The 20,192-nt window shown below is 71.4% G+C and carries 23 protein-coding genes; 10 read left to right on the forward strand and 13 right to left on the reverse strand.

The window, feature by feature from the left end; genetic code table 11:
• Window positions 1-19: 19 nt before the first annotated feature.
• The 5 genes from NIE111_RS29540 to NIE111_RS29560 all read right to left on the reverse strand — a co-directional run bounded on the left by NIE111_RS29540 (window position 20) and on the right by NIE111_RS29560 (window position 4,541).
• A complete protein-coding gene (locus NIE111_RS29540) occupies window positions 20-619 on the reverse strand; it encodes a hypothetical protein (RefSeq protein WP_238687530.1) in 600 nt (199 codons plus the stop codon).
• 56 nt (window positions 620-675) lie between these two features.
• Window positions 676-2,142 carry a sensor histidine kinase gene (locus tag NIE111_RS29545; protein ID WP_238687531.1) on the reverse strand — a complete coding sequence of 489 codons (1,467 nt, stop codon included), beginning with the start codon at window positions 2,140-2,142 and terminating at the stop codon, window positions 676-678.
• On the reverse strand, window positions 2,135-2,827 hold the full coding sequence (locus tag NIE111_RS29550) for a response regulator transcription factor (RefSeq protein ID WP_238687532.1): 693 nt from the start codon (window positions 2,825-2,827) through the stop codon (window positions 2,135-2,137). Before NIE111_RS29550 ends, NIE111_RS29545 begins: the two co-directional genes overlap by 8 nt.
• Before the next feature lie 88 nt (window positions 2,828-2,915).
• Complete coding sequence (locus tag NIE111_RS29555; RefSeq protein ID WP_238687533.1) at window positions 2,916-3,422, reverse strand: hypothetical protein; 507 nt, start codon at window positions 3,420-3,422, stop codon at window positions 2,916-2,918.
• A gap of 111 nt (window positions 3,423-3,533) precedes the next feature.
• Complete coding sequence (locus NIE111_RS29560) at window positions 3,534-4,541, reverse strand: phosphotransferase (RefSeq protein WP_238687534.1); 1,008 nt, start codon at window positions 4,539-4,541, stop codon at window positions 3,534-3,536.
• A gap of 192 nt (window positions 4,542-4,733) precedes the next feature.
• On the opposite strand from NIE111_RS29560, the gene NIE111_RS29565 reads away from it, so the two are divergent.
• A complete protein-coding gene (locus NIE111_RS29565; protein ID WP_238687535.1) occupies window positions 4,734-5,672 on the forward strand; it encodes a hypothetical protein in 939 nt (312 codons plus the stop codon).
• 74 nt (window positions 5,673-5,746) lie between these two features.
• Window positions 5,747-6,637 (forward strand): maleylpyruvate isomerase N-terminal domain-containing protein, encoded by an 891-nt coding sequence (locus NIE111_RS29570; protein ID WP_238687536.1) that lies wholly within the window; start codon window positions 5,747-5,749, stop codon window positions 6,635-6,637.
• Window positions 6,638-6,668: 31 nt separating this feature from the next.
• On the opposite strand, the gene NIE111_RS29575 is transcribed toward NIE111_RS29570, so the two are convergent.
• The gene (locus NIE111_RS29575; RefSeq protein WP_238687537.1) at window positions 6,669-7,841 is read right to left on the reverse strand and encodes a thiolase family protein; all 1,173 of its coding nucleotides are present in this window, start codon (window positions 7,839-7,841) and stop codon (window positions 6,669-6,671) included.
• Between the two features lie 112 nt (window positions 7,842-7,953).
• Between NIE111_RS29575 and NIE111_RS29580 the strand changes: the two genes are divergently transcribed.
• The gene (locus NIE111_RS29580; RefSeq protein ID WP_238687538.1) at window positions 7,954-8,382 is read left to right on the forward strand and encodes a PH domain-containing protein; all 429 of its coding nucleotides are present in this window, start codon (window positions 7,954-7,956) and stop codon (window positions 8,380-8,382) included.
• Here NIE111_RS29580 and NIE111_RS29585 read toward each other — a convergent pair.
• Together NIE111_RS29585 and NIE111_RS29590 are read right to left on the reverse strand one after the other, a co-directional pair.
• Window positions 8,375-9,286, reverse strand: a complete 912-nt coding sequence (locus NIE111_RS29585) for a rhomboid family intramembrane serine protease (protein ID WP_238687539.1) — start codon at window positions 9,284-9,286, stop codon at window positions 8,375-8,377. The genes NIE111_RS29580 and NIE111_RS29585 overlap by 8 nt on opposite strands.
• A 94-nt stretch (window positions 9,287-9,380) precedes the next feature.
• Complete coding sequence (locus NIE111_RS29590; RefSeq protein WP_238687540.1) at window positions 9,381-9,911, reverse strand: peptidylprolyl isomerase; 531 nt, start codon at window positions 9,909-9,911, stop codon at window positions 9,381-9,383.
• An 84-nt stretch (window positions 9,912-9,995) separates the two neighbouring features.
• Here NIE111_RS29590 and NIE111_RS29595 point away from each other — a divergent pair, with 84 nt between their 5' ends.
• Complete coding sequence (locus NIE111_RS29595; RefSeq protein ID WP_238687541.1) at window positions 9,996-10,772, forward strand: hypothetical protein; 777 nt, start codon at window positions 9,996-9,998, stop codon at window positions 10,770-10,772.
• Between the two features lie 81 nt (window positions 10,773-10,853).
• Here NIE111_RS29595 and corA read toward each other — a convergent pair whose 3' ends face one another.
• From corA to NIE111_RS29615, 4 genes are all read right to left on the reverse strand, one after another.
• Window positions 10,854-12,008 (reverse strand): magnesium/cobalt transporter CorA, encoded by a 1,155-nt coding sequence (gene corA / locus NIE111_RS29600; protein ID WP_238687542.1) that lies wholly within the window; start codon window positions 12,006-12,008, stop codon window positions 10,854-10,856.
• Between the two features lie 323 nt (window positions 12,009-12,331).
• A complete protein-coding gene (locus NIE111_RS29605) occupies window positions 12,332-13,426 on the reverse strand; it encodes an aminotransferase-like domain-containing protein (protein ID WP_238687543.1) in 1,095 nt (364 codons plus the stop codon).
• A gap of 106 nt (window positions 13,427-13,532) precedes the next feature.
• The gene (locus NIE111_RS29610; protein ID WP_238687544.1) at window positions 13,533-13,991 is read right to left on the reverse strand and encodes an ester cyclase; all 459 of its coding nucleotides are present in this window, start codon (window positions 13,989-13,991) and stop codon (window positions 13,533-13,535) included.
• 83 nt (window positions 13,992-14,074) lie between these two features.
• Window positions 14,075-14,467: a CBS domain-containing protein gene (locus NIE111_RS29615; RefSeq protein WP_030487774.1), complete on the reverse strand. Its 393-nt coding sequence runs from the start codon at window positions 14,465-14,467 to the stop codon at window positions 14,075-14,077.
• 109 nt (window positions 14,468-14,576) lie between these two features.
• Here NIE111_RS29615 and NIE111_RS29620 point away from each other — a divergent pair, with 109 nt between their 5' ends.
• The 5 genes from NIE111_RS29620 to NIE111_RS29640 all read left to right on the forward strand — a co-directional run bounded on the left by NIE111_RS29620 (window position 14,577) and on the right by NIE111_RS29640 (window position 18,355).
• Entirely contained in the window at window positions 14,577-15,029 is a 453-nt protein-coding gene (locus NIE111_RS29620) for an NUDIX domain-containing protein (RefSeq protein WP_238687545.1), read from the forward strand.
• Complete coding sequence (locus NIE111_RS29625; RefSeq protein ID WP_238687546.1) at window positions 15,026-15,793, forward strand: hypothetical protein; 768 nt, start codon at window positions 15,026-15,028, stop codon at window positions 15,791-15,793. Before NIE111_RS29620 ends, NIE111_RS29625 begins: the two co-directional genes overlap by 4 nt.
• Window positions 15,794-15,871: 78 nt before the next feature.
• Window positions 15,872-16,603, forward strand: coding sequence for a phosphocholine cytidylyltransferase family protein (locus tag NIE111_RS29630; protein ID WP_238687547.1), 732 nt, complete (start codon window positions 15,872-15,874; stop codon window positions 16,601-16,603).
• Window positions 16,591-17,658 (forward strand): iron-containing alcohol dehydrogenase family protein, encoded by a 1,068-nt coding sequence (locus NIE111_RS29635; protein WP_196929021.1) that lies wholly within the window; start codon window positions 16,591-16,593, stop codon window positions 17,656-17,658. Before NIE111_RS29630 ends, NIE111_RS29635 begins: the two co-directional genes overlap by 13 nt.
• On the forward strand, window positions 17,633-18,355 hold the full coding sequence (locus tag NIE111_RS29640) for a CDP-alcohol phosphatidyltransferase family protein (protein WP_091396866.1): 723 nt from the start codon (window positions 17,633-17,635) through the stop codon (window positions 18,353-18,355). Before NIE111_RS29635 ends, NIE111_RS29640 begins: the two co-directional genes overlap by 26 nt.
• A gap of 215 nt (window positions 18,356-18,570) precedes the next feature.
• Here the strand turns inward: NIE111_RS29640 and NIE111_RS29645 are convergent, their stop codons facing one another.
• On the reverse strand, window positions 18,571-19,581 hold the full coding sequence (locus NIE111_RS29645) for a tetratricopeptide repeat protein (RefSeq protein WP_238687548.1): 1,011 nt from the start codon (window positions 19,579-19,581) through the stop codon (window positions 18,571-18,573).
• A 280-nt stretch (window positions 19,582-19,861) separates the two neighbouring features.
• Between NIE111_RS29645 and NIE111_RS29650 the strand changes: the two genes are divergently transcribed.
• Window positions 19,862-20,191 carry an effector-associated constant component EACC1 gene (locus NIE111_RS29650; RefSeq protein WP_238687549.1) on the forward strand — a complete coding sequence of 110 codons (330 nt, stop codon included), beginning with the start codon at window positions 19,862-19,864 and terminating at the stop codon, window positions 20,189-20,191.
• Window position 20,192 lies beyond the last annotated feature (1 nt).

The raw sequence follows: 20,192 nt of genomic DNA on the forward strand, positions 1-20,192 counted from the left end.
TCGGCCAGGGCCCCTTCGCTCACGTGGCGCGGGGAAGGAGGACGAGGCGGGCCACACCCTTGTCGCCGTCCTTCGCGCCGGCGACGCCGACCGTCGCGCCGACAGTCACCTCGCTCGGCTGCACTGTGGCCCGATGCTCGACGACCCGCAGGTCCTCGCCGAAGGTCCAGGTCATGGTGAAGCCGTCGGTGGACTTGACGGTCATCGAGTCGCCGTCGATCGCTGTCACCTCGCCGCGCTGCACGGCGACGGTCTGCGTACCGCCGTCCTTGGTCTTCACCACCGCCTCGCCGTGCAGTGTGTTCTTGCGCAGCAGCACGCGGGCCTGGCGACGTTTGCGCCACTCCTCACCGCGCTTCTCCCGGGCCTTCTCCTGGGCGCTGGGGGACGCACCCGGCGTCGGCGTGGCCGGTGCGGCAACGGTCCGCACGTCCAGGTCGTCGGCGTCGAAGCCCATCGCGGTCAGCGCCTGACCCTCGACGCCCATGGCGGCGGCGACCTCGACGGCGACATCCCGGGCAGGCTGGCTGGCCACCTCGGCCGCGCCGCACCCGCTGACGCCGAGCGCGACCGCCGCGAGCAGTGCCGTGGTGCCGGTGGCGATACCCCAACGTGGCATGACTCTCCCTCTCGTCAGTGGAGCCCCCAGCCTTCCCGGGAACGACGAGCGGAGCGTCAGGCCGATGTTCGGGTCAGGTAAGGATCACCCGGCAGCCGGACGCTGAAGGCGGCACCGCCCTCCGGCGCGTGCCCCGCGGCGATCTCCCCACCCAACCGGCGGACCAGCCCGGCGGCCAGCGCCAACCCCAGTCCGCTGCCCACCTTGCGCACCCCCCGGTAACGCTCGTGCAGCGCACCGCGTTCGAAGGCCACCGCCAGGTCGTCGTCGGTGAAGCCGGGCCCGCCGTCGCGAACCTCCAACACGCCGCCGTGCGCCGGGTCCGCGCCGGCCGGCCGGACCGCGAGCACCACCGGCGACCCCGGGGGTACGACCCGCAGCGCGTTCTCCAGCAGCCCGTCCAGCACCTGCCGGATCCTCCCCGGATCGGTGTACGCGGGCACCGGCTGACCGGGCGTCTCCACCCGGAACGGCACGCCCACCGCCGCGCACCGACCGGACCAGGTCGGTTCCGCGTCCACTGCCAGTTGGGTCAGGTCCACCGGCACCGGTTCCAGGGGGAAGTCGGCAGCCTCCAGCCGGGCCAGTGCCAACAGGTCGCCGATCAGACGGTCCAGGTGTTGGGCCTCGGCCAGCATCGTCCGACCGGTGTCCACCGTGTCGTCCGCGCCGAGCACCCCGTCGGCGAGCGCCTCGGCGTACCCCCGGATCGCTGTCAGCGGGGTGCGCAGCTCGTGCGAGACGGAGAGCAGGAACTCCCGCTGTCGGCCCTCGCTGGTCGCCAGCGCGGTAGCCAGACCGTTCAACGCCTCGGCCAGGTCGGCGACCTCGTCCGGCGACTCGACCGGCACCCGGACGGCGCGGTCACCCGCGCGCAGCCGGGCGGCGGCGGTGGCCGCGACCCGGATCGGCCGGGCCAGCCGACGGGCCAGCAGCAACCCGGCCACCACACCGGCGGTCAACCCGGCCAGCAGCGGTAACCAGAGACTGAGCAGCACCTGGGCCCACAGCCCGTTGGCCAGCGGACGGGAGAGCACCACCCCGTTGCCGCCGGGCAGGGCCCGGCCTTCGACCAGGGCCCGCCCACCGTTTACCGAACGGCGGGCCGACACGTTGCGGCCCTGCCCGATCCGCTGCACCACCCGGGGTGGCAGACCCGCCCGGTCGACAGCCCCACGGCGGATCAGGTACGCGTCGATGCCCTGGTCGCGCAGTTGCTGGATGAGCCGTTCCTCGTCGGCGCTGCGACCCCGGTCGAGGCGGGTCCGCAGCACCTCGGCGGCGAGTCGGGCCTGGGCGGCGAGCGCCTCCTGCTCGCTGCGCTCCGCGCCACGGATCGCCAATGGCACCGCGACGATGGCGGTGACCAGCACCGACACCAGCGCTACCGCGCAGGTGACGAGCACCGCGCGGGCGGTCAGCGTACGGCCGAGTCGCCCTCGTCGGGGTGCGGTGGGTGGGGCGGCGCCGACCACCGGCAGTGCCATGGTCGGCGACTCGACGTGCCCGGGGTGGTCAGGCATCGACCGCGTACCCGACGCCGCGATGCGTCCGGATCACACTCACCGCGCCGAGCTTCGCCCGCACCTGGGCGACGTGCACGTCCACCGTCCGGGTGCCGGCGTGCGCCGCGTAGCCCCAGACTCCGGCCAGCAGCTCCTCCCGGGTGAAGACCCGACCGGGCCGGGCCATCAGGTGGGCCAGCAGGTCGAACTCGGTGGAGGTGAGCTGCACCGGGGCACCGGCGGCGGTGACCGTGCGGCGGGCCGGGTCGAGCGTCACCGGGCCGACGACACGTGGCCGATCAGCGCCCTCCGGGCCACCGGCGGATCGGCGCAGCACCGCCCGGACCCGGGCAACCAGCTCTCTGGGGCTGAACGGCTTGGTGACGTAGTCGTCGGCGCCCAACTCCAGCCCGACGATCCGGTCCACCTCGTCGTCCCGGGCGGTGAGGAAGATGACCGGGGTCCAGTCGCCGGCCTCGCGCAGCCGGCGGCAGATCTCGGTGCCGGGCAGACCCGGCAGCGCGATGTCCAGGACGCAGGCCACCGGGCGCAACCGGCGGGCCGCGCTCAGACCGGCGTCGCCGTCACGTTCCAGGTGGACGCCGAACCCGTCCCGGGTCAGGTAGAGCCGGACCAGGTCGGCGATGGCCGGCTCGTCCTCCACGACGAGGACGAGCCCGCGATGCGGTGGTTCGACTGTCACCGGCCCATGATTGCCGACTGGGAAGGCTCGGCGCGATCGGTGTGTGTTCGAGTTCGGTAAAGGCGGGGCGACGCCGGTCGGGGTCAGCTCACCAGGACGGAGCGAAGATCCCGGGCCGGGCGGCGGCCGGTGCGTCGCCGATGCTGGCGACGACCCGCGCGCCGGGCGGCCGCAGGCGGGTCCGGAACGCCTGGTTGAGCAACGCGTCGAGCTGCCAGACCTGCTTCGGGTGACTGGTCCGGATCAGGAACCGCTCACGGATCCCGTCGATAGCGGTGGCCGCCATCTCCACCGACTGCAGCCGCGGGTCCGGGCTCCAGGTGACGTTGCTCAGCTCGCGCAACTCGGTGTTGAGGTGCAGGCGCAGCCGGTGCAGGAGCCGGGTCTGCTGGGTCACCACCAGGCGGCGGTGGGTGAGTAGCAACAGGTAGTCGCCGGTGACCGGGCGGTCGGGGCGGCTGCAACGGGTGACCAGGATGGTGGCGTCACCGGAGCCGACGCAGCGCCGGAAGACCGGCATGTGCCGGCTCACCGTCTGCACGGCCAGGCCAGCCTCAGCGGCGGCCGGGAGGAACGTTCGGGAGAAGACGTCCATGACCTGCCCAACGACGCCCCCAGCAGGGTGACGTGGGTCACGCGGGATTTTTGGAAGTTCCACGCCGCCTGTCGCACTGCCTGTCCGACTTCCGACTCGGACGGATCATGGTCAGGAGTTCGGCTGAAGTGGACTGGCGGCGAACAGCTCCTCCAGCCAGCCCGGAACCGCCTCGGCGTACTCGGCGCGGGACTCCTCGTGGGTGTCCAGTGCCCGACGCCAGGAGAGCGACCGGCTCACCGGCCCCAGGGCGATCGCGAGGTCGGCCGCCTCCACGAGGGTCCGCCGGTCGTACCGGTCGGTCCACACCTCCAGGTACGCGTCGCGCAACCGCACGAGTTGGGCGTCGTCGGCGGCGAGGTTCCCGGCGTGCCCGATGGAGCGAAGGGTCACCAGCAGCGTGCCGAACGGGTGCGCCACGGAGGCGTCGCCCCAGTCGAAGTACCGGTACCCGGCCGCGCCGGCGAAGACGTTGCCGTCGTGCAGGTCGTCGTGCTGCACGGTGGCCGGGATGCCGAATTCGGCGAGCCGACGGCACCGCTCGGCGTACGACGGCACCTCCGCCCGCAGCCGGTCGTACACCTCGGGGTTGAGCCCGCCCTCGACGCCGATCAGCAGGGCCTCGTGATCGTCGAGCAGCTCGGCGAAGAGACCGGCCAGCACCTCGGGCCGATGGTCCGGTACGCCGGAGGTGACCAGCTCGTCGGCCTGCGCAGCGGTGGCCAACTGGAGGGCGGCGTACCCGGGCAGCGCCCGCTCCCAGTGCGTCAGGTCCGGGTCGCGGGCCAGCAGGTCGCGCAGTGACTCGCCGCCGTCGGGCAGCAACGACCAGCCCCGTTTCGGGTCCACCGCGATCGGGGTCAGCACCCGCTCCGGCGCGAGCCGGGCCAGCGTCGCGATCAGGGCGGCCTCGTGCGTCGTGCCCGGATTGTTGGCCTTGAACCAGACCGGACCATCGTCGGTCGGCACCCGCCACACCAACGACCACGGGCGGACCCGCGGCTCCACCGACCCGGTCACTCGCCGACCCGCGCGAGTCAACTGCTCGTCGACCCAGGACCGGGCCTGCGTCTGCCACTGCTCGCCGGACCAGTCCGGGGCACGCTCGATCGTCGTCACGCTGGGCACCCTAGGCCGTCTTCCCGAACTTGGGGACCGCTTATTCCACCGCCGCCGGGCACGGCACGACGTCCCACGGGAGGCCGTGACATCTGCCGACTGCGCACCCTGGGAGATGCGCCGAGGAGGCTCAGAGCGAAATCATCGCTGCGCACAGTAATTAGTGCTCGAATCGGCTCGGGGAGTAGAGCTATGACGGGAACGCCAACCACAGCCACTCGAAACGTCGCGCGCCCCTCCGTCGCCGATCGTCCACCGCGCAACGGCGTCATCATCGCGGTCAGCGTGGCCGCCGGGGTCCTCCTGGCGGTGCTCTGGTCCTACGAGTTCGTCGACTCGGTCATCGGTGACAGCGTCGCCAGCGGGATCCTCGGTCACGATGCGAAGGCGACGGCGATCTCCGGTACCGCCGCCGGCCTGGTGTTCGCATTCGTGTCCGGCCTCGCCGGCACGTTCACCGCGTGCAACATCGCGATGCTCGCGTCCATCGGGCCGCTCGGCGCGGCAAGCTCTGCCAACGGTGACCGGCTCCGGCTGCTGCTGCGGCCGGTCGGGTACCTCACCCTTGGCATGGTCGCCGTCGCAGCGGTGTACGGGTTCGTCGGGGTCCTGCTGGGTGACCGGCTCCCCCAGCTGTCCACCGACACCGCCGGTGGGGTGCCGGTACGCATCATCCAGTCGTCGGTGGTGTTCGGCGTCATCGGACTGGCCCTCATCTATCTCGGGCTGGCCGCGATCCGGGCGGTGCCGGACGTGTTCGCCGACCGGCCGGTCGCACGGGTGATCACCCTCGGCGCGCTCATCGGCGGCTTCCTCATCGGCCGGCCGTACCCGTTGTTCAACAAGCTGTTCCACTGGGCTGTCGACAGCGGCAACCCGCTGTACGGTTCGGCCGCGTTCGTGCTGCAGTCCCTCGGCAACATCGTCGTGGTCACCGCGCTGTTCGCACTGCTGATCATGCTCACCCGCGGCCGGTTCATCGGCTGGCTCGCCGCCGACGTACGACGCAGCATGGTGATCAGCGGCGCGCTGCTCATCGCCCTGGGCGTCTTCACAGTCGTGTACTGGGACGTCCGGGTGCCCTCGATCTTCGGCTTCGGCTGGTTCCCCACCATGTTCTACAACAACTGACGCCGGTCCTGCCGCTGCGGAAGAAGGGCACGTTCGAAGATGTTCCGGCGCGCTGGATGCTCGAAGCTGTTCGTGTGACTGGCGCGGCAGATCAGGACCGGTGGAGTGTGGCCAACACGGCACTGCGAACGGCCACCGACCGGTTCACCGATCTGGTGGCCGCCGCGCCCTCACCCACAGTCATGGCGACTGCCGACTGGACAGTGGCCGACACCCTCGCGCACGTGGTGTCGATCGCGGTGCTGTACGTGTCGAGGCTGGAGGGCACCGAGGTCCCCATCCGGGTGCCAGGGCTGGAGGACATGCTGGCCAGCACGAATGTGGACACGGTGGCCGACGTCAACACCCAGGTGCTCGCCCACTTCACCGAGCGCGACCCGGAGGTGCTGCTGACGCAGCTGAACAACCTGGTCGGCCGCCTCCTGACGACGTCGGCCGATCCGCGCTCGACGGTGAGTTGGCTGGGCAACGCGCGGGTGACGGTCGCCGGCCTGTTCGCCCATCTGACTAACGAACTGCTCGTGCACGGCTGGGACATCGCGCGGGCGCTCCGCCGGGCGTGGCCGATGCCGGACGAGCACGCCGCGCTCTACTGGGACCTGTTCATGTTCGACATGCTGCGCGACACGTACGGGGTGCTGCTCAACACCGACCTGCCGATGCCCCGGCACCACGTGTCGGTGCAGTTCCGCTCGCGGTACGCGCCGACGACGACGCTGACCCTGGGCGACCGCCGGGTGTGGATCGCGCCACCCGACGCCCCGTTCGACGCGAGCGTGACGTTCCGCCCCGCCCGGTTCAACCTGATGATGTTCGGCCGGATCAGCATCGCGCAGGCGGTGCTGCGGCGCGACGTCGTCATCGGCGGGCCGAGGCCGTGGCGGCTGCCCGCGTTCCTCCGGGTCGTACACATGCCCAACGGACGGCTCGCGCCCCCACCAGCATCCGGGCCCCAACAGAGGTGAGCGCCGCCCGGACCGGCGGGCGGCGGTGTCCTCAGATCAGCTCGACGATGGTGGCGTTGGCCATCCCGCCGCCCTCGCACATGGTTTGCAGGCCGTAGCGGATGCCGTTGTCCCGCATGTGCTGAAGCATGGTGGTCATGATCCGGGCACCGGAGCCGCCGAGCGGGTGGCCGAGGGCGATCGCCCCGCCGCGCGGGTTGAGCCGCTCCGGGTCCGCCTCGGTCTCCGCCAGCCAGGCCAGCGGCACCGGGGCGAACGCCTCGTTCACCTCGTACACGCCGATCTCCTCGATGCCCAGCCCCGCACGGCGCAGCGCCTTCGCTGTGGCCGGGATGGGCGCGGTGAGCATGGCGACCGGATCGTCGGCGGCGACCACTGCGGTGTGGATCCGGGCCAGCGGGCGCAGGCCGTGCCGGCTGGCCCAGTCGGAGGTGGTCACCGCGAGGGCTGCGGCGCCGTCGGAGATCTGGGACGCGGACCCGGCGGTCACCACGCCGTCGGCGCGGAACGGGGTGGCCAGCTCACCCAGCTTTTCCAGGGAGGTCTCCCGGCGGATGCCCTCGTCGGCGGCGAACTTGCCACCGTCGGCGAGCGGCACCGCTGTCAGCTCCGGGTCGAACGCGCCGGCGTCCTGCGCGGCGGCCGCCTTCTCGTGGCTGGCCAGCGCGAACTCGTCCAGTTGGGTACGCGAGAGGCGCCACCGTTGGGCGATCAGCTCGGCCCCGACCCCCTGGTTGAACGGCAGCGGCGCGTCGTCGGCGAAGCCCTCGACGCCCCGGTAACGGGCGCGAAGCTGGTCACTGAACGGCATGCCGCCGGCCACGCTGGAACCCATCGGCACCCTCGTCATCGACTCGACGCCGCCGGCGACCACCAGGTCGGCCTGACCGGAGAGCACCGTCGCGGCGGCGAAGTGCAGGGCCTGCTGGCTGGAGCCGCACTGCCGGTCCAGGGTCGTGCCCGGCACCGTCTCCGGCCAGCCGGCGGCGAGCACGCCGTTGCGGGCGATGTTCCACGACTGCTCGCCGACCTGGGACACACAGCCCCAGAAGACGTCGTCGACCTGGGCCGGGTCGAGCCCGGTGCGCTCGGCGAGGGAGCGCAGCACGTGCGCCGAGAGGTCGACCGGGTGGACGCTGGCGAGGCTGCCCTTGCGCCGCCCGACCGGGGTACGTACCGCGCCGACGATGACCGCGTCACTCATGTTTACTCCCCGGTAACTTGGGCTGCCCCGATCCTACGTCGTCGATCGACCGGTCGTCGGGCCACACCCGCACGAGGTGCCGGAATCCGACGTCCGCTGGCATGCTGGGCGGGTGAATGAGACCTCCCCGGCACAGCAGTGGCGGGTGCCATCGAGCCTGCCGGCGGCGAAGCTGGCCGGCGCCGTCCTGCTCGTCGCGCTCGGGCTGCTCTTCGCCGACGGCGACCCGGTCCGCCTGGCACTGGCCGTCCTGGCCGCCGCCGCGCTGGCCGGCTGGTCGGTACGTGACCTGGTCGCGCCGGTCCGATTGGCGGTGGACCCGGCCGGGCTCACCGTCATCCACGGCTTCGCCAGCCGACGGCTGCTGCCCTGGTCGGCGGTCGAGGCGATCGCCGTCGACCGGCGGCCCCGGCTGGGGCTGACCAGCGAGACCCTGGAGATCGACGCGGGCAACTCGCTGCATCTGTTCGGCCGGTACGACCTGGGGGCCACCCCGGAAGAGGTGGCCTCCGTCCTGCGCGCCGCCCGCCCTGTCAGGTGAGCAGCGCGGCGGTCCGGAAGAGCACCAGCGCGAGCAGGATCAGCAGGATCAGTGCCCCACCGGTGACCTGCACCAGCGTCCGCCGACCGCGCGGCGCGTACGCGAGCACCAACGCCATCAGCGCGCCGACCACGAGCCCGCCCAGGTGCCCGGGGATCGAGATGCCCGGCACGGCCAGCGTGAACACCAGGTTGATCACCAGGATCGGGATGATCCGGGAAATGTCCCGGCCCAACCTGCGCTCGATGATGATCAGCGCGGCGAAGAGACCGAACACGGCGGTCGACGCGCCGACGGTGGCCGCCCGCGGGCTGCTGAACAGGTAGGCGGCCACGTTGCCGCCGAGGCCGGCGATCAGGTAGAGCGCGGCGAACCGCACCCGCCCGAGGTTGGCCTCCAACGACCGGCCGAGCACCCACAGCGCCCACATGTTGAGCAGCAGGTGGAGCACGCCGTAGTGCAGGAACATCGCCGTGACCAGCCGGTACCACTGGCCCTCGGCGATCCCGCCGAGCGTGTAGTCGGAGAGGTAGGCCCGGCCGAGCACCGCACCCCACTCGGTCAGCGGCGTGCTGCCACCCATCAGGCCGCCGAAGCCGGAGCCGCCCACCGCCGCGTCCCCGCCCCGTGCGGAGGCGATGGACACCAGCAGGAACAGCACGTTCACGGCGATCAGCGCCTTTGTGACATAGCCGTGCCGGCCGGCCGTACCGCCGCCGAAGGCGGTACGCGCCGGCCGGACACTGCGACGCCCCTCGTTGACGCATTCCGGGCACTGGTGCCCGACCGCGGCATCCCGCATGCAGTCCGGGCAGATCGGCCGGTCACAGCGGGAGCACCGGACGTAGGTCTCCCGGCCGGGGTGCCGGTAGCAGACCGGGGTGGTCGGCGGAGACTCGCTCACCGGGCCGACCCTCCGTCCAACACCACACGGTCTGCTGGCACCGGCCGTGCTCCGGAGCGCTCAATCATGCGAGCAAAGGTACCTCGCCGGTCGCTCAGGAAGCGGACCGCTCGATCTCGACCCGCTCGATGACGACGTCCTGGAGCGGACGGTCGCTCGGACCGGTCGGGGTGCTCGCGATCGAATCCACGATCTTCACCGACTGCTCGTCGGCGACCTGGCCGAAGATGGTGTGCCGGTTGTTGAGGTGCGGCGTCTGGGACACCGTGATGAAGAACTGCGAACCGTTGGTGCCCGGTCCGGCGTTCGCCATCGCCAGCAGGTACGGACGGTCGAACCGCAGCTCCGGGTGGAACTCGTCGGCGAACTTGTAGCCCGGTCCGCCCCGGCCGGTGCCGGTCGGGTCGCCCATCTGGACCATGAAACCGCTGATCACCCGGTGCGAGATGGTGCCGTCGTAGTACGGACCACTGCCCGGCTGACCGGTGCGCGGGTCGGTGTACTCACGGTTGCCCTCGGCCAGGTCGACGAAGTTGCGGACGGTCTTCGGCGCGTGGTTGGGGAAGAGCTCCAGCCGGATCGGGCCAGCGTTGGTGTGCAGGGTGGCGTAGATAGCCTCGGCCACGGGTACTCCTCACTCGTTGGTCAGTTCCATGCGGATCCTCCCATGTGCCCGATCTGGCATCGCGGAGGCATCCGAAGGTGGAGGATGACGAAGGAACAACTCCCAGGAGGTAGGACCGTGTTTGGATTCGGGCGGCGTAAGTCCCAGGGGCAGCTGGCAAAGGCCGAGCTGAACCAGAGCATCAGCCACCTGATGCTGGCAGCCAACCACGCCGCGAAGGGCGCCGGCGCGACCGTCGGCCCGCGGGTCCAGGTGGCCCGGGGTTACGTCGCACCGACCGCCGCGAAGGTACGCGACCGCGCGTCGACCGGCTGGGGGACGACTCTCACCACGCTGGCACCGCTGGCGGCGGCTGCTCGTGACGGCGCCGCGCAGGCAGGGCCGCTGACCAGGAAGGCCAAGTCGAAGACCATGCGGATCACCGGTAAGAAGAAGCAGCCGCGTCGTCGCGGCTCGATGATGACCGGCCTGTTGGCGGCGGGTGCCATCGCCGGCGTGGCCGGCGCGGTCGCGCTGCGTCGCCGCCGGGAGCAGCAGGAGTGGGCCGAGTACGACCCGACCCGCAGCACCCTGGAGCCGATGCGCGACGAAGTCGACTCGATCGAGGTACGTACGCCCTCCGCCGCCCGCGGGTCCGACGGGTCCGCCATGTCCGGCGCGGCGATGACAGGCGCGGGCAGCTCGGCGGTGGCCGGCGGCTCCAGCGCCAGCACCACCGCCCCGGCCAAGCAGACCGGTGTCCGCCCGACCGACAAGGTCCCGTCGGTCGCCGAGGGCGCCACCGACGTCTCCGGTCGTCCGACCGACGATCTCACCAAGGCGCTGGGCAAGGACACGGCCCGCACCAACGGCCGCCGCTGACGTCAACAGCAGCGCATCGGGCGCCGGCGAGTGGGTGGACCCACTCGTCGGCGCTTCCGTGTGAGCGGCGCTACCGCGAGATCAGAGCCAGCCGTTGCGGCGGAACCAGCGGTAGAGGGCCAGCGAGACGCCGAGCATGAGGGCCAACACCACCGGATAGCCGTAGGTCATCTTCAGCTCGGGCATGTTGTCGAAGTTCATCCCGTAGATGCCGGCGATGGCGGTCCAGACCGCGGCGATACCGGCCCAGGCAGCGATCTTGCGCATGTCGTTGTTCTGGTCGACGGTGACCTGGGCCAGCCGCGCCTGGAGGATCGAGTTCAGCAGGTCGTCGTAGGAGTTCACCTGCTCCACGGTGCGGCTCAGGTGGTCCTGTACGTCCCGGAAGTACTTGCGGATCTCCTTTGGCACGTCCCGGTTGACCTGGGAGGTCAGCGTCATCAGCGGCCGTTGCAACGGCACCACCGCCCGCTTGAACTCCACCAGTTCCCGCTTCATCTGGTAGATCCGCTGGATCCGCCCGTGGCCGTGGCGGTCGAAGACCTCGGCCTCCAGCATGTCCAGGTCGTCCTCGATCTGGTCGGCCACCTCCAGATAGAGGTCGACCACCCGGTCCGTCACCCCGTACGCCACCGCCCACGGGCCGTGCAGCAGCAACTCCTGCTTGGTCTCCAGGTCGGCGCGGATCGGGGCGAGCCGGCAGGCATCCCCGTGCCGGACACTGATCACGAAGTTCGGGCCGATGAAGAGCATCACCTGCCCGGTCTCCACCACCTCGGAGTTCTCGGTCAGCTCGGTGTGCTCGCAGTAGCGAGCGGTGCGCAGCACCAGGAAGACGACGTCGCCGAACCGCTCCAGCTTGGGGCGCTGCTCGGCCTTGACGGCGTCCTCGACGGCCAGCTCGTGCAGGCCGTAGGTCTCCGCGATGGCGGTCATCTCGGCCAGCTCCGGCTGGTGCAGGCCGATCCAGACGAAGCCGTGCTCCTCACGGCGGGCAGCGGCCAACGCCGCCGCGTAGGTCCAGTCGCCGGGCTGCCGCTTGCCGTCGACGTAGAGCGCGCAGTCGACCACAGCGCTGCGACCGGTGCCCGTGCCCGTCGGGGCCGGCACGGGCGGCGAGCCGTCGGCGTTGAGGATCCGGGTCATCGCCCGGACCGGGGAGGGCCACGCCCGAGGTCGTAGCACCCGACCGGTGGTCGACGGTGCCGTCCGGTCCCGCTCTGTCCGATCCGTCATCGCGTCACCTCCCGCGCTCAGCTGCGGCTTGCAGGCTACGCCGATCGCGGTCGAGGACCGGTGTGACGGCGGTCGCCTGGGGGCGGCGCCGGGCGGGCCGGGCCGCATCGGGGGGTGTGCGGGGGAACGACACGGCCCACCCGGCACCTGTGGGGGCGGGAGGTTGTGCTGCCGCGTCAACCCGGCGGGGCCGGCCCGGAGGCCGGGCGGTGTACTCCGCCGCTGGCGGGGTGACGCTCGCAGCATTGTGGGCCAGCCGGCCGCCCGGAGGGGAGCCCCGGGACGGCCGGCATCGTCGTTCTGTCAGGAACCCGACAGTTACGTCAGCTGCGGACGGCCTCGACGGCCGAGGCGAGCCGCCGAACACCCTCGTCGATCTTGTCGGCGGTCACCGCCGAGAAGGCCAGTCGGAGAGCGTGCCGCCCGCCGTCCAGCACGAAGTCACTGCCCTTGACCACGGCGACCCCGCGCTCGGCCGCCGCCGGGGCGAGCCGGTCGACCAGCACGTCCTCCGGGAACTCCACCCAGAGGAAGTAGCCGCCGTCGGGCTCCACGAACCGCGCCTGCGGCAGGTGCCGGCGCAACGACTCGGCGAGCACCTGGGCCCGCTCGCCCAGCGCTGCCCGGACCGTCTCGATCGAGCGGTCGATGTCGCCGGAGACGCAGAACTGGTGAACGATCGCCTGGGACACCATCCCGGGAGAGATGTAGAGGCTTGTCGCGTTCTTCGCGATGGAGGCGATCAGGTCGGCCGGGCCGACCAGGTAACCGACCCGCACACCCGGGCAGACCGTCTTGGTGAAGCTCGACGCGTGCACCACCACGTTGCGGGTGTCCAGCGAGAGCATCGATGGCAACGCCTCGCCACGGAAGCGGATGTCGGCGTACGGGTCGTCCTCGAAGATCGTGAACTCGTACTCGGCGGCCAGGTCGAGCAACTCCCGGCGCTTCTCCAGGGACAGCGTCATGCCGGCCGGGTTCTGGTAGTTCGGGATGACGTGCGCGAGCCGGGGGCGGACCCCGGACTCCAGCAGCTTGCGCAGCTCGGCAGTGTCCAGACCATCCGGTTGGACGGCGATGCTGTGCAGCTCACTGCCCATCCGCTGGAGGTTGAGCAACGTCCGGTCGTACGTCGGGCGCTCCACCACCACCGCGTCGCCGGGGCGGACCAGGTGGTCGAAGAGGAACGCGTCGGCCTGGAGCGACCCATTGGTGACCAGCACCTGGTCGGCCTCGACCCCGTGCTTCTCGGCGATCCACTTTCGCAGCGGAAGGTACCCGACGGAGGTGCCGTACGCCGTCACCCCTGCGGGGTCGGCGTCGAAGGCGCGGACGGCGGCGGCCTTGAGCCCCTCGACATCGACGATGTCCAGCGAGGGAGCCCCACGGGCAAAGGAGATCAACTGCTCGGCGGTCATGGATGTTGAGCGTACGGGCGGCGGCGGGGGACGCGCGGTCGGCACGGCGATGTCCGCATCCTGAGCCACCGGGTCGGGTGACCCGACTCCACCGGTCGGCGGCAGATCAGACCGGAAGGGCGAGCGCGTCGTGCTGCGCGGCCCGGGAAAGTCCCTCCAGCCGCACGCCGAGCGCGTCGAGGAGCTGACTCCAGTCGAAGTAGGAGCGCCAAGCGGTGATCAGACCCTTGCGGGCCCGGACCACGTCGGCCACCTCCCAGCTCACCAGCCGGCCGGTGGGCGCGACGGTGCCGTACGGCGAATGCAGGGTGCCGGTGTGGGTGCCGGTCAGCCGCAGCTCGACAGCGGCCCCACCGCCCGTGCGGACCGCGCCCATCGGGTCGACCCGCAGATCCGGAAAGGCGCCCGTCCAGGTGCGCAGCAGCGCCGGCAGCTCGATCGGACGGACCGTCACGCCCGGCATGGCGTAGAACGCCTCCGGTGCGTAGAGATCCGGCAAACGGGCCACGTCCCGCCGCAGGAGCATCGCGTACTGCTGCTCGACCAGCCGCTCCGCGTCGCGCATCGGGACCTCCCCCACGGGCCACGGCATCTCCGCGCCCGCAAGGGATGTCTACCCATCGATCCGGCCCCGCACACCACAGTCGGTCAGGTAGTGGCGACCGCCTGGCTCTCCGACCAGACCCGCATGATGTCCCGCACGGAGATCACGCCGGCCACCTCCCGGCCGTCCAGCACCACCAGGTGCCGAAATCCACCCCGGGCCATCGCGGCGGCGGCCTCGGCCACCGTCCACTCCGGCCCCGCGTAGACCACGTCCCAGGTCAGGTGGGCGCCGGTGCGTTCCACGTCGCAGTCGAGGCCGGCGCCAATGGCCTTCAACACGTCGCGTTCGGTCATGATCCCCACGCCCTCGGAATCCGGGTCGATCACGACCGCCGACCCGACACCGCGGGCCGACATCATCCGGGCCGCCTGGCGGAGCGTGTGCTCCGGACCGACGACGAGGACCTGGCTGGACATCGCATCCCGTACCTGCATCACACATCACCCCTTTGGGACGGTGGCATTCGGTACGGACATGGTGGTCGGTGGATGTTTCCGGGACAAGAGCGGCATCGCACAAGCTGCGGACCCTGGCTACTGTCGGATGGTGTCCACCGAGCCCCTGCGCTGCGCCGGCGCGCTGATCGTCGACCATGACGGCCGAATCTTCTTTCAGCGCCGCTCACCACACCGACGCCTGTTTCCCAACTGTTGGGACATCGTCGGTGGCCACGTGGAGCCGGGCGAGGACATCGACGAGGCACTGCGCCGGGAGATCACCGAGGAGACCGGCTGGGTCCTCTCCCACGTCCTGGGTCAGGTGGGCGAGTACAGCTACGTCGGCGACGACGGCCTGGCCCGGACCGAGCACGACTTCCTGGTCCGCGTCGACGGTGACCTCGACCGCCCGATGCTCGAGGCCGGCAAGCACACCGAGTACCGCTGGCTGGCCGAGCACGAGGTGACAGTGCTCGACGAGCACCGCGACGTCAACGACGGGCTGATCCGGCGGATCGCGGAGGAGGGCTTCGCCGTCCTGCGGTCGATCGGTCTGTGAACACCGTCGAGCTGGCGCCCCACCGGATCGCCGGACTGCTCGCACCGGCAGTGGACCGGACCTTCCGCGCCGGCATCCTGGCCGGCCGGGACGGTGGTGGCGCCGAGTTGTCCCAGCGCTACGGCGGAATCACCGCCACCGGCTTCCTGGTCGACCTGCGCACCCGACTGGCCGCACCCGGAGGCAGTGTCGACGGGCCCGGGTTCGCGGCGATCACCCGCTACCAGGACCCGGTCGCCTGCCGGCGGACGGTGGACAAGCAGGTGGCCCACGGAATGATCTACCGCGGCCCGGACGGCGCGCTGTCCGCCACCGAGCGGGGCGCCGCCTTCCTCGCCGAGCTGTACCAGGTGCACGCCGAGGTCACCGAGGAGTTGTGGGCCGGCCACGACGACCGGGTGGCGCGGCTGGTGGCCATGCTCGGCCGACTGCTGTCGTACGCCCTGGTGCTGGCCGACGAGGAGGCGAACCCGGCCGCCTCGGCCTTCGCCGCGCTGGCGCCCCCGTACGAGCCGGACGGCACCCCGTCGGGCGTACTGCTGCTCAACCGGCTCGGCACGCTGCGACACCACCGGGCCGACGCGCACGCCGCCGCCTGGACCGCCGCCGGGCACACCGCGTCGAGCATCGCCGCCCTGCCGGCCGGCCCCGAGCGACTCGCCATCGAACTGGAAACCGACCGGCGGGCCGCCGGCCCGTACGCCGTACTCAGCGCGGAGGAGCGCCTGACCATGCTCGCCGACCTGGCGGCATTGCCCGGCTGACCCGGTTGGCCGGAGCGGCGCACCCGGCCGGCGCTATCCTCCACCGGTGACGGGAGCAGGACTAGGGAGGATGTCGCGATGATCGGAATGGTGCTCGCGGCCGGAGCGGGACGACGGCTGCGCCCGTACACCGACACCCTGCCCAAGGCGTTGGTGCCGGTGGACGGCGAGACGACGATCCTGGACATCGCGCTGGGCAACCTCGCCGAGGTCGGGCTCACCGACATCGTGATCGTCGTCGGCTACGCGGCGGACGCGGTCCGCGAGCGGCAGGCCGACCTGGAGAAGCGGTACGGGGTCACGCTCACCCTGGTGCACAACGACAAGGCCGAGGAGTGGAACAACGCCTACTCGCTCTGGCTCGCCCGGCAGTACTTCGCGCGCGGGGTGCTGCTTGTCAACGGGGACACCGTGCACCCGGTGAGCGTGGAGAAGACCCTGCTCGCCGAGCGTGGCCCCGGCATCCTGCTGGCGGTGGACACCCTCAAGCCGCTGGCCGAGGAGGAGATGAAGACCACCTTCGACGCCGCCGGCCAGCTCACCCGGATCACCAAGATCATGGACCCGGGCGAGGCGTACGGGGAGTACATCGGCGCGACGCTGATCGAGCCGCAGGTCGCCGACGCCCTCGCCGACGCGCTGGAGGCGACCTGGCGACGGGACCCGAACCTCTACTACGAGGACGGCTACCAGGAGTTCTCCGACCGGGGCGGGGAGGTGCGGGCGGCGCCGATCGGTGACGTCCCCTGGGTCGAGGTCGACAACCACGCCGACCTGGCCCGCGCGCGGGAGATCGCGTGCCTCTACTAGCTCGGAGCGTCCTCACCCCACTGCACATCGACGTGCGACGCGGGGCGGTCGCCGACCTGGGCGCGATCCTGGCCGACGGGCGGATCTCCTCCGGGGGCGACGTCGCGGTGGTGGTCGGCCCGGGTCAGGGTGCCCAGATCGCGGAGCTGATCCGACCGTCGCTGCGCTCGGCGGACGTGTTCACCGTCTCCGGCGGGACGCTGGACGCCGCCGACGACCTGGGCGGCAAACTCCGCGCCCGGTCCTACGACGCGGTGGTCGGCATCGGCGGCGGCAAGACCATCGACGTGGCCAAGTACGCGGCGACCCGCCGAGGGCTGCCGATGGTGTCGGTGGCGACAAGCCTCGCCAACGACGGGATCGCCTCTCCGGTGGCCAGCCTGATCACCGACGGGATCAAGGGCTCCTACGGCGTCCACATCCCGATCGGGGTGATCGTCGACCTGGACTTCGTGGAGAGCGGCCCGGACCGGCACAACCGGGCCGGCATCGGCGACGTGATCAGCAACATCAGCGCGCTGGCCGACTGGGAGCTGTCCCGACAGGTACGCGGTGAGCCAGTCGACGGGCTGGCCGCGTCGCTCTCGCGGGCGGGCGCCGAAGCGGTGCTCAACCACCCCGGCGACATGAGCGACGACGCCTTCGTGATCGTCCTCGCCGAGGCGTTGATCTCCAGCGGTCTGGCGATGGCTGTCGACGGCACCAGCCGTCCGTGCAGCGGCGGCTGCCACGAGATCATGCACGCTGTCGACTCGCTCTTTCCGGGGACCGCCTCGCACGGCGAGCTGGCCGGGCTGGGTGCGCTGTTCTGCACCTGGCTGCGCGGAGATCTCCGCCGCTTCCGGGAGATGTCGGCCTGCCTCGCCCGGCACGGCCTGCCCCGGCTCCCCGCCGAGGTGGCGCTCACCGACGACCAGTTCATCGAGGCGGTGCAGTTCGCGCCGCGTACCCGGCCGGACCGCTACACCATCCTCGAACACCTGGCCCTGTCGCCTACCGAGACCCGGGAGCGGCTGGCAGACTACGCCGGTGCAATCCGCGACCAGCTTGGCTGACCCCCGTCCCACCGTCGCCGACTTCCACCGGGTGAACCGGGGCGGCGGCCTGTTCAGCGAGTCGATCAGCCAGTGGCTGGGGGCCGTCTTCGCGCTCGTCGCCCAGCGGCTCGGGCTGCGACCGACAGCGTTGACAATCACCAACCTGGTGCTCGGGCTGGCCACCTCGGTCACCGTGGTGGCGCTCGCCGGCCCGGTCGCCGCCGGGGACGTACCGGCCTGGGTGGTCGGCCTGCTCGCCCTGGTCGGCTGGCAGGTGGCGTACTCCCTGGACTGCGCGGACGGGCAGCTGGCCCGGGTGACCGGCCAGGGCAGCGCGGCCGGTGCGCGTGTCGACGTGCTCTGCGACGTGGCCGCGCAGATCGCCCTGGTGGCGGCCCTGGCCGCCACCGCCGTGGCCCAGGAGCCGGGCACGCCGACCTGGCTGGTGGCGACCTTCGCGGGCACCTGGATGGTCAACCTGGTGACGTCGGTGATGCAGGCCGGCCCGAACGCGGCCAGCATGGTCACCTCGACCTCGCTGCCGGTGCGCCTGGTGAAGCTGGTCCGCGACTACGGCGCTGTGGTCTTCGTGGCCGCCGTCGTGCTCGCGGTGGCCCCCGCTCTGGTCCTCTGGGTGATGGTCGCCTTCACGATCGTCAACGGCGGCTTCCTACTGGCGAGCATCGCCTTCTCCGCCCGAGCCTCGCTGCGCTGAGCCCGCCCACGCGCCGCGCCGCCCACCCCCCAGGATCGCGCCGTCGGCACGCCGCGCCACCGCAAGATCGCGCTCGATCCAGGAAATAGGGCTAACCGGTTTGCTTCGAGGCCACTACAACCAGGATCGAGCGCGATCATGCCGATCAGGGCAGGGCGCGTCGACGGAACGCCACCCGTTGGCGTCAGGACATTTCGTCGTCGGCAGCGCTGCCCTCACGGTCCCGCAGGCGGTTCAGAACCGCGGTGTTCCGCGCGTTGTTGGCGGAGTTGTTCGAGGACGGCGGTGTCGGCTTCGAGGTCGGGGTGGTCGACCTGCCGGTCGAGGTCAACGACGTGTTCAAGTTCCCGGATCGCCTGGTCGAGGTCACCGGCCGCCTGGTGGACCATCGCGATGTTGTACCGGGTGACGGCTTCGCCGGCCCGGTCACCGACCTCCCGCCGGATGGGCAGGGCCTGGTGGTAGTAACCCAGGGCCCGCCGCCGATCCCCCAATGCGTCGTAGACGTGGCCGATGTTGTTGAGGCTGGTGGCTTCGCCAGCCCGGTCACCGACCTCCCGCCGGATGGGCAGGGCCTGGTGGTAGTAACCCAGGGCCCGCCGCCGATCCCCCAACCGGTTGTACACGCCGCCGATGTTGTTGAGGGTGGTGGCTTCGCCAGCCCGGTCACCGACCTCCCTCCCGATGGAGAGGGCCTGGTGGTAATGGTCGATGGCCCGCTGCCGATCCCCCAAACCGGCGTACACGTGGCCGATGTTGTTGAGGGTGCCGGCTTCGCCAGCCCGGTCACCGACCTCCCTCAGGATGGGCAGGGCCCGGTGGAAGTGATCCAGGGCCCGCTGCCGATCCCCCAACCGGTCGTACACGTGGCCGATGTTGTTGAGGGTGGCGGCTTCGCCGGCCCGGTTGCCGGCCTGCTGGTACAAGGTCAGGGCCTGCTGGTAGTCGTCCAGCGCCGGCCAGGGCCGACCGGTCGACGACCGCGCCCAGCCACGCTGATAGAGGGCGCCAGCGTCCGGGCCGAGGGTCAGAGTCGCGGTGGCCATGGCCTCGACCGCGGCGAACCGCGAGGTATCCAGCCACACCCGACACACCCGGTCACCAACACCCCGGGCGATCAGCGGCTGCCGACCGGCGACAGCAAGCCGATGCACCTCCACGTGTCGGGTGACGGTGGTCGCCGCAGCGGTGGCGACGGGGCGTGGTCTCGACGTTTCCCGATTCACCTCGCTCCTCCCGCTACTCCCGGTTGCCCACGCGGCGGTTGCCGAGGGTCGGACCCGGCGTGCAGCGGTGGCATGGGCCGTCATTGTTCTTCCCACGATGGCCGGGATGCGGTCAGCGAGTCGGAAACCCGTCACCTGGGTCGGACTCACCAAGCGGTCCCGGGACGCGAATGAAACGTACAGTAGCCGCCAAGGTCCACCCGTTGATCGCCTGGCATGGGCCAGAGATCGGCGCTCCTGGGCCGGCTTGACCAGGCGCATCAGGGGGAGGGGTGCGGCGATGGGAAACGCCACGGTGGAGGTGTCCGGGGCGCAAGCCGCGAGTTGGGCGGCGGAGCTGCGGGCCGCGCTGATCGGGGCCGTGGGGCCGGACGACAGCGTGTCGCCGGTACAGGTGAGGCGGTCGGCCGAGATGGTGATCGCGGTGATCGGGCTGGTGTTCTCCGGGGTCGAGGTGGCCAAGACGATCACCGAGTGGTGGAGTGCCCGCCGCCGGGACGGTGCTGCGGTGACCGTGCTGCTGCCGGACGGCACCCGGATCGAGCTGGCCGAGGGCAGCCAGGCGCGGCTGGAGATCGCCATGCGGACGGACGACACCGGGCCGCACTGAA

Source organism: Micromonospora hortensis, from assembly GCF_022230935.1.
GTDB lineage: Bacteria > Actinomycetota > Actinomycetes > Mycobacteriales > Micromonosporaceae > Micromonospora > Micromonospora hortensis.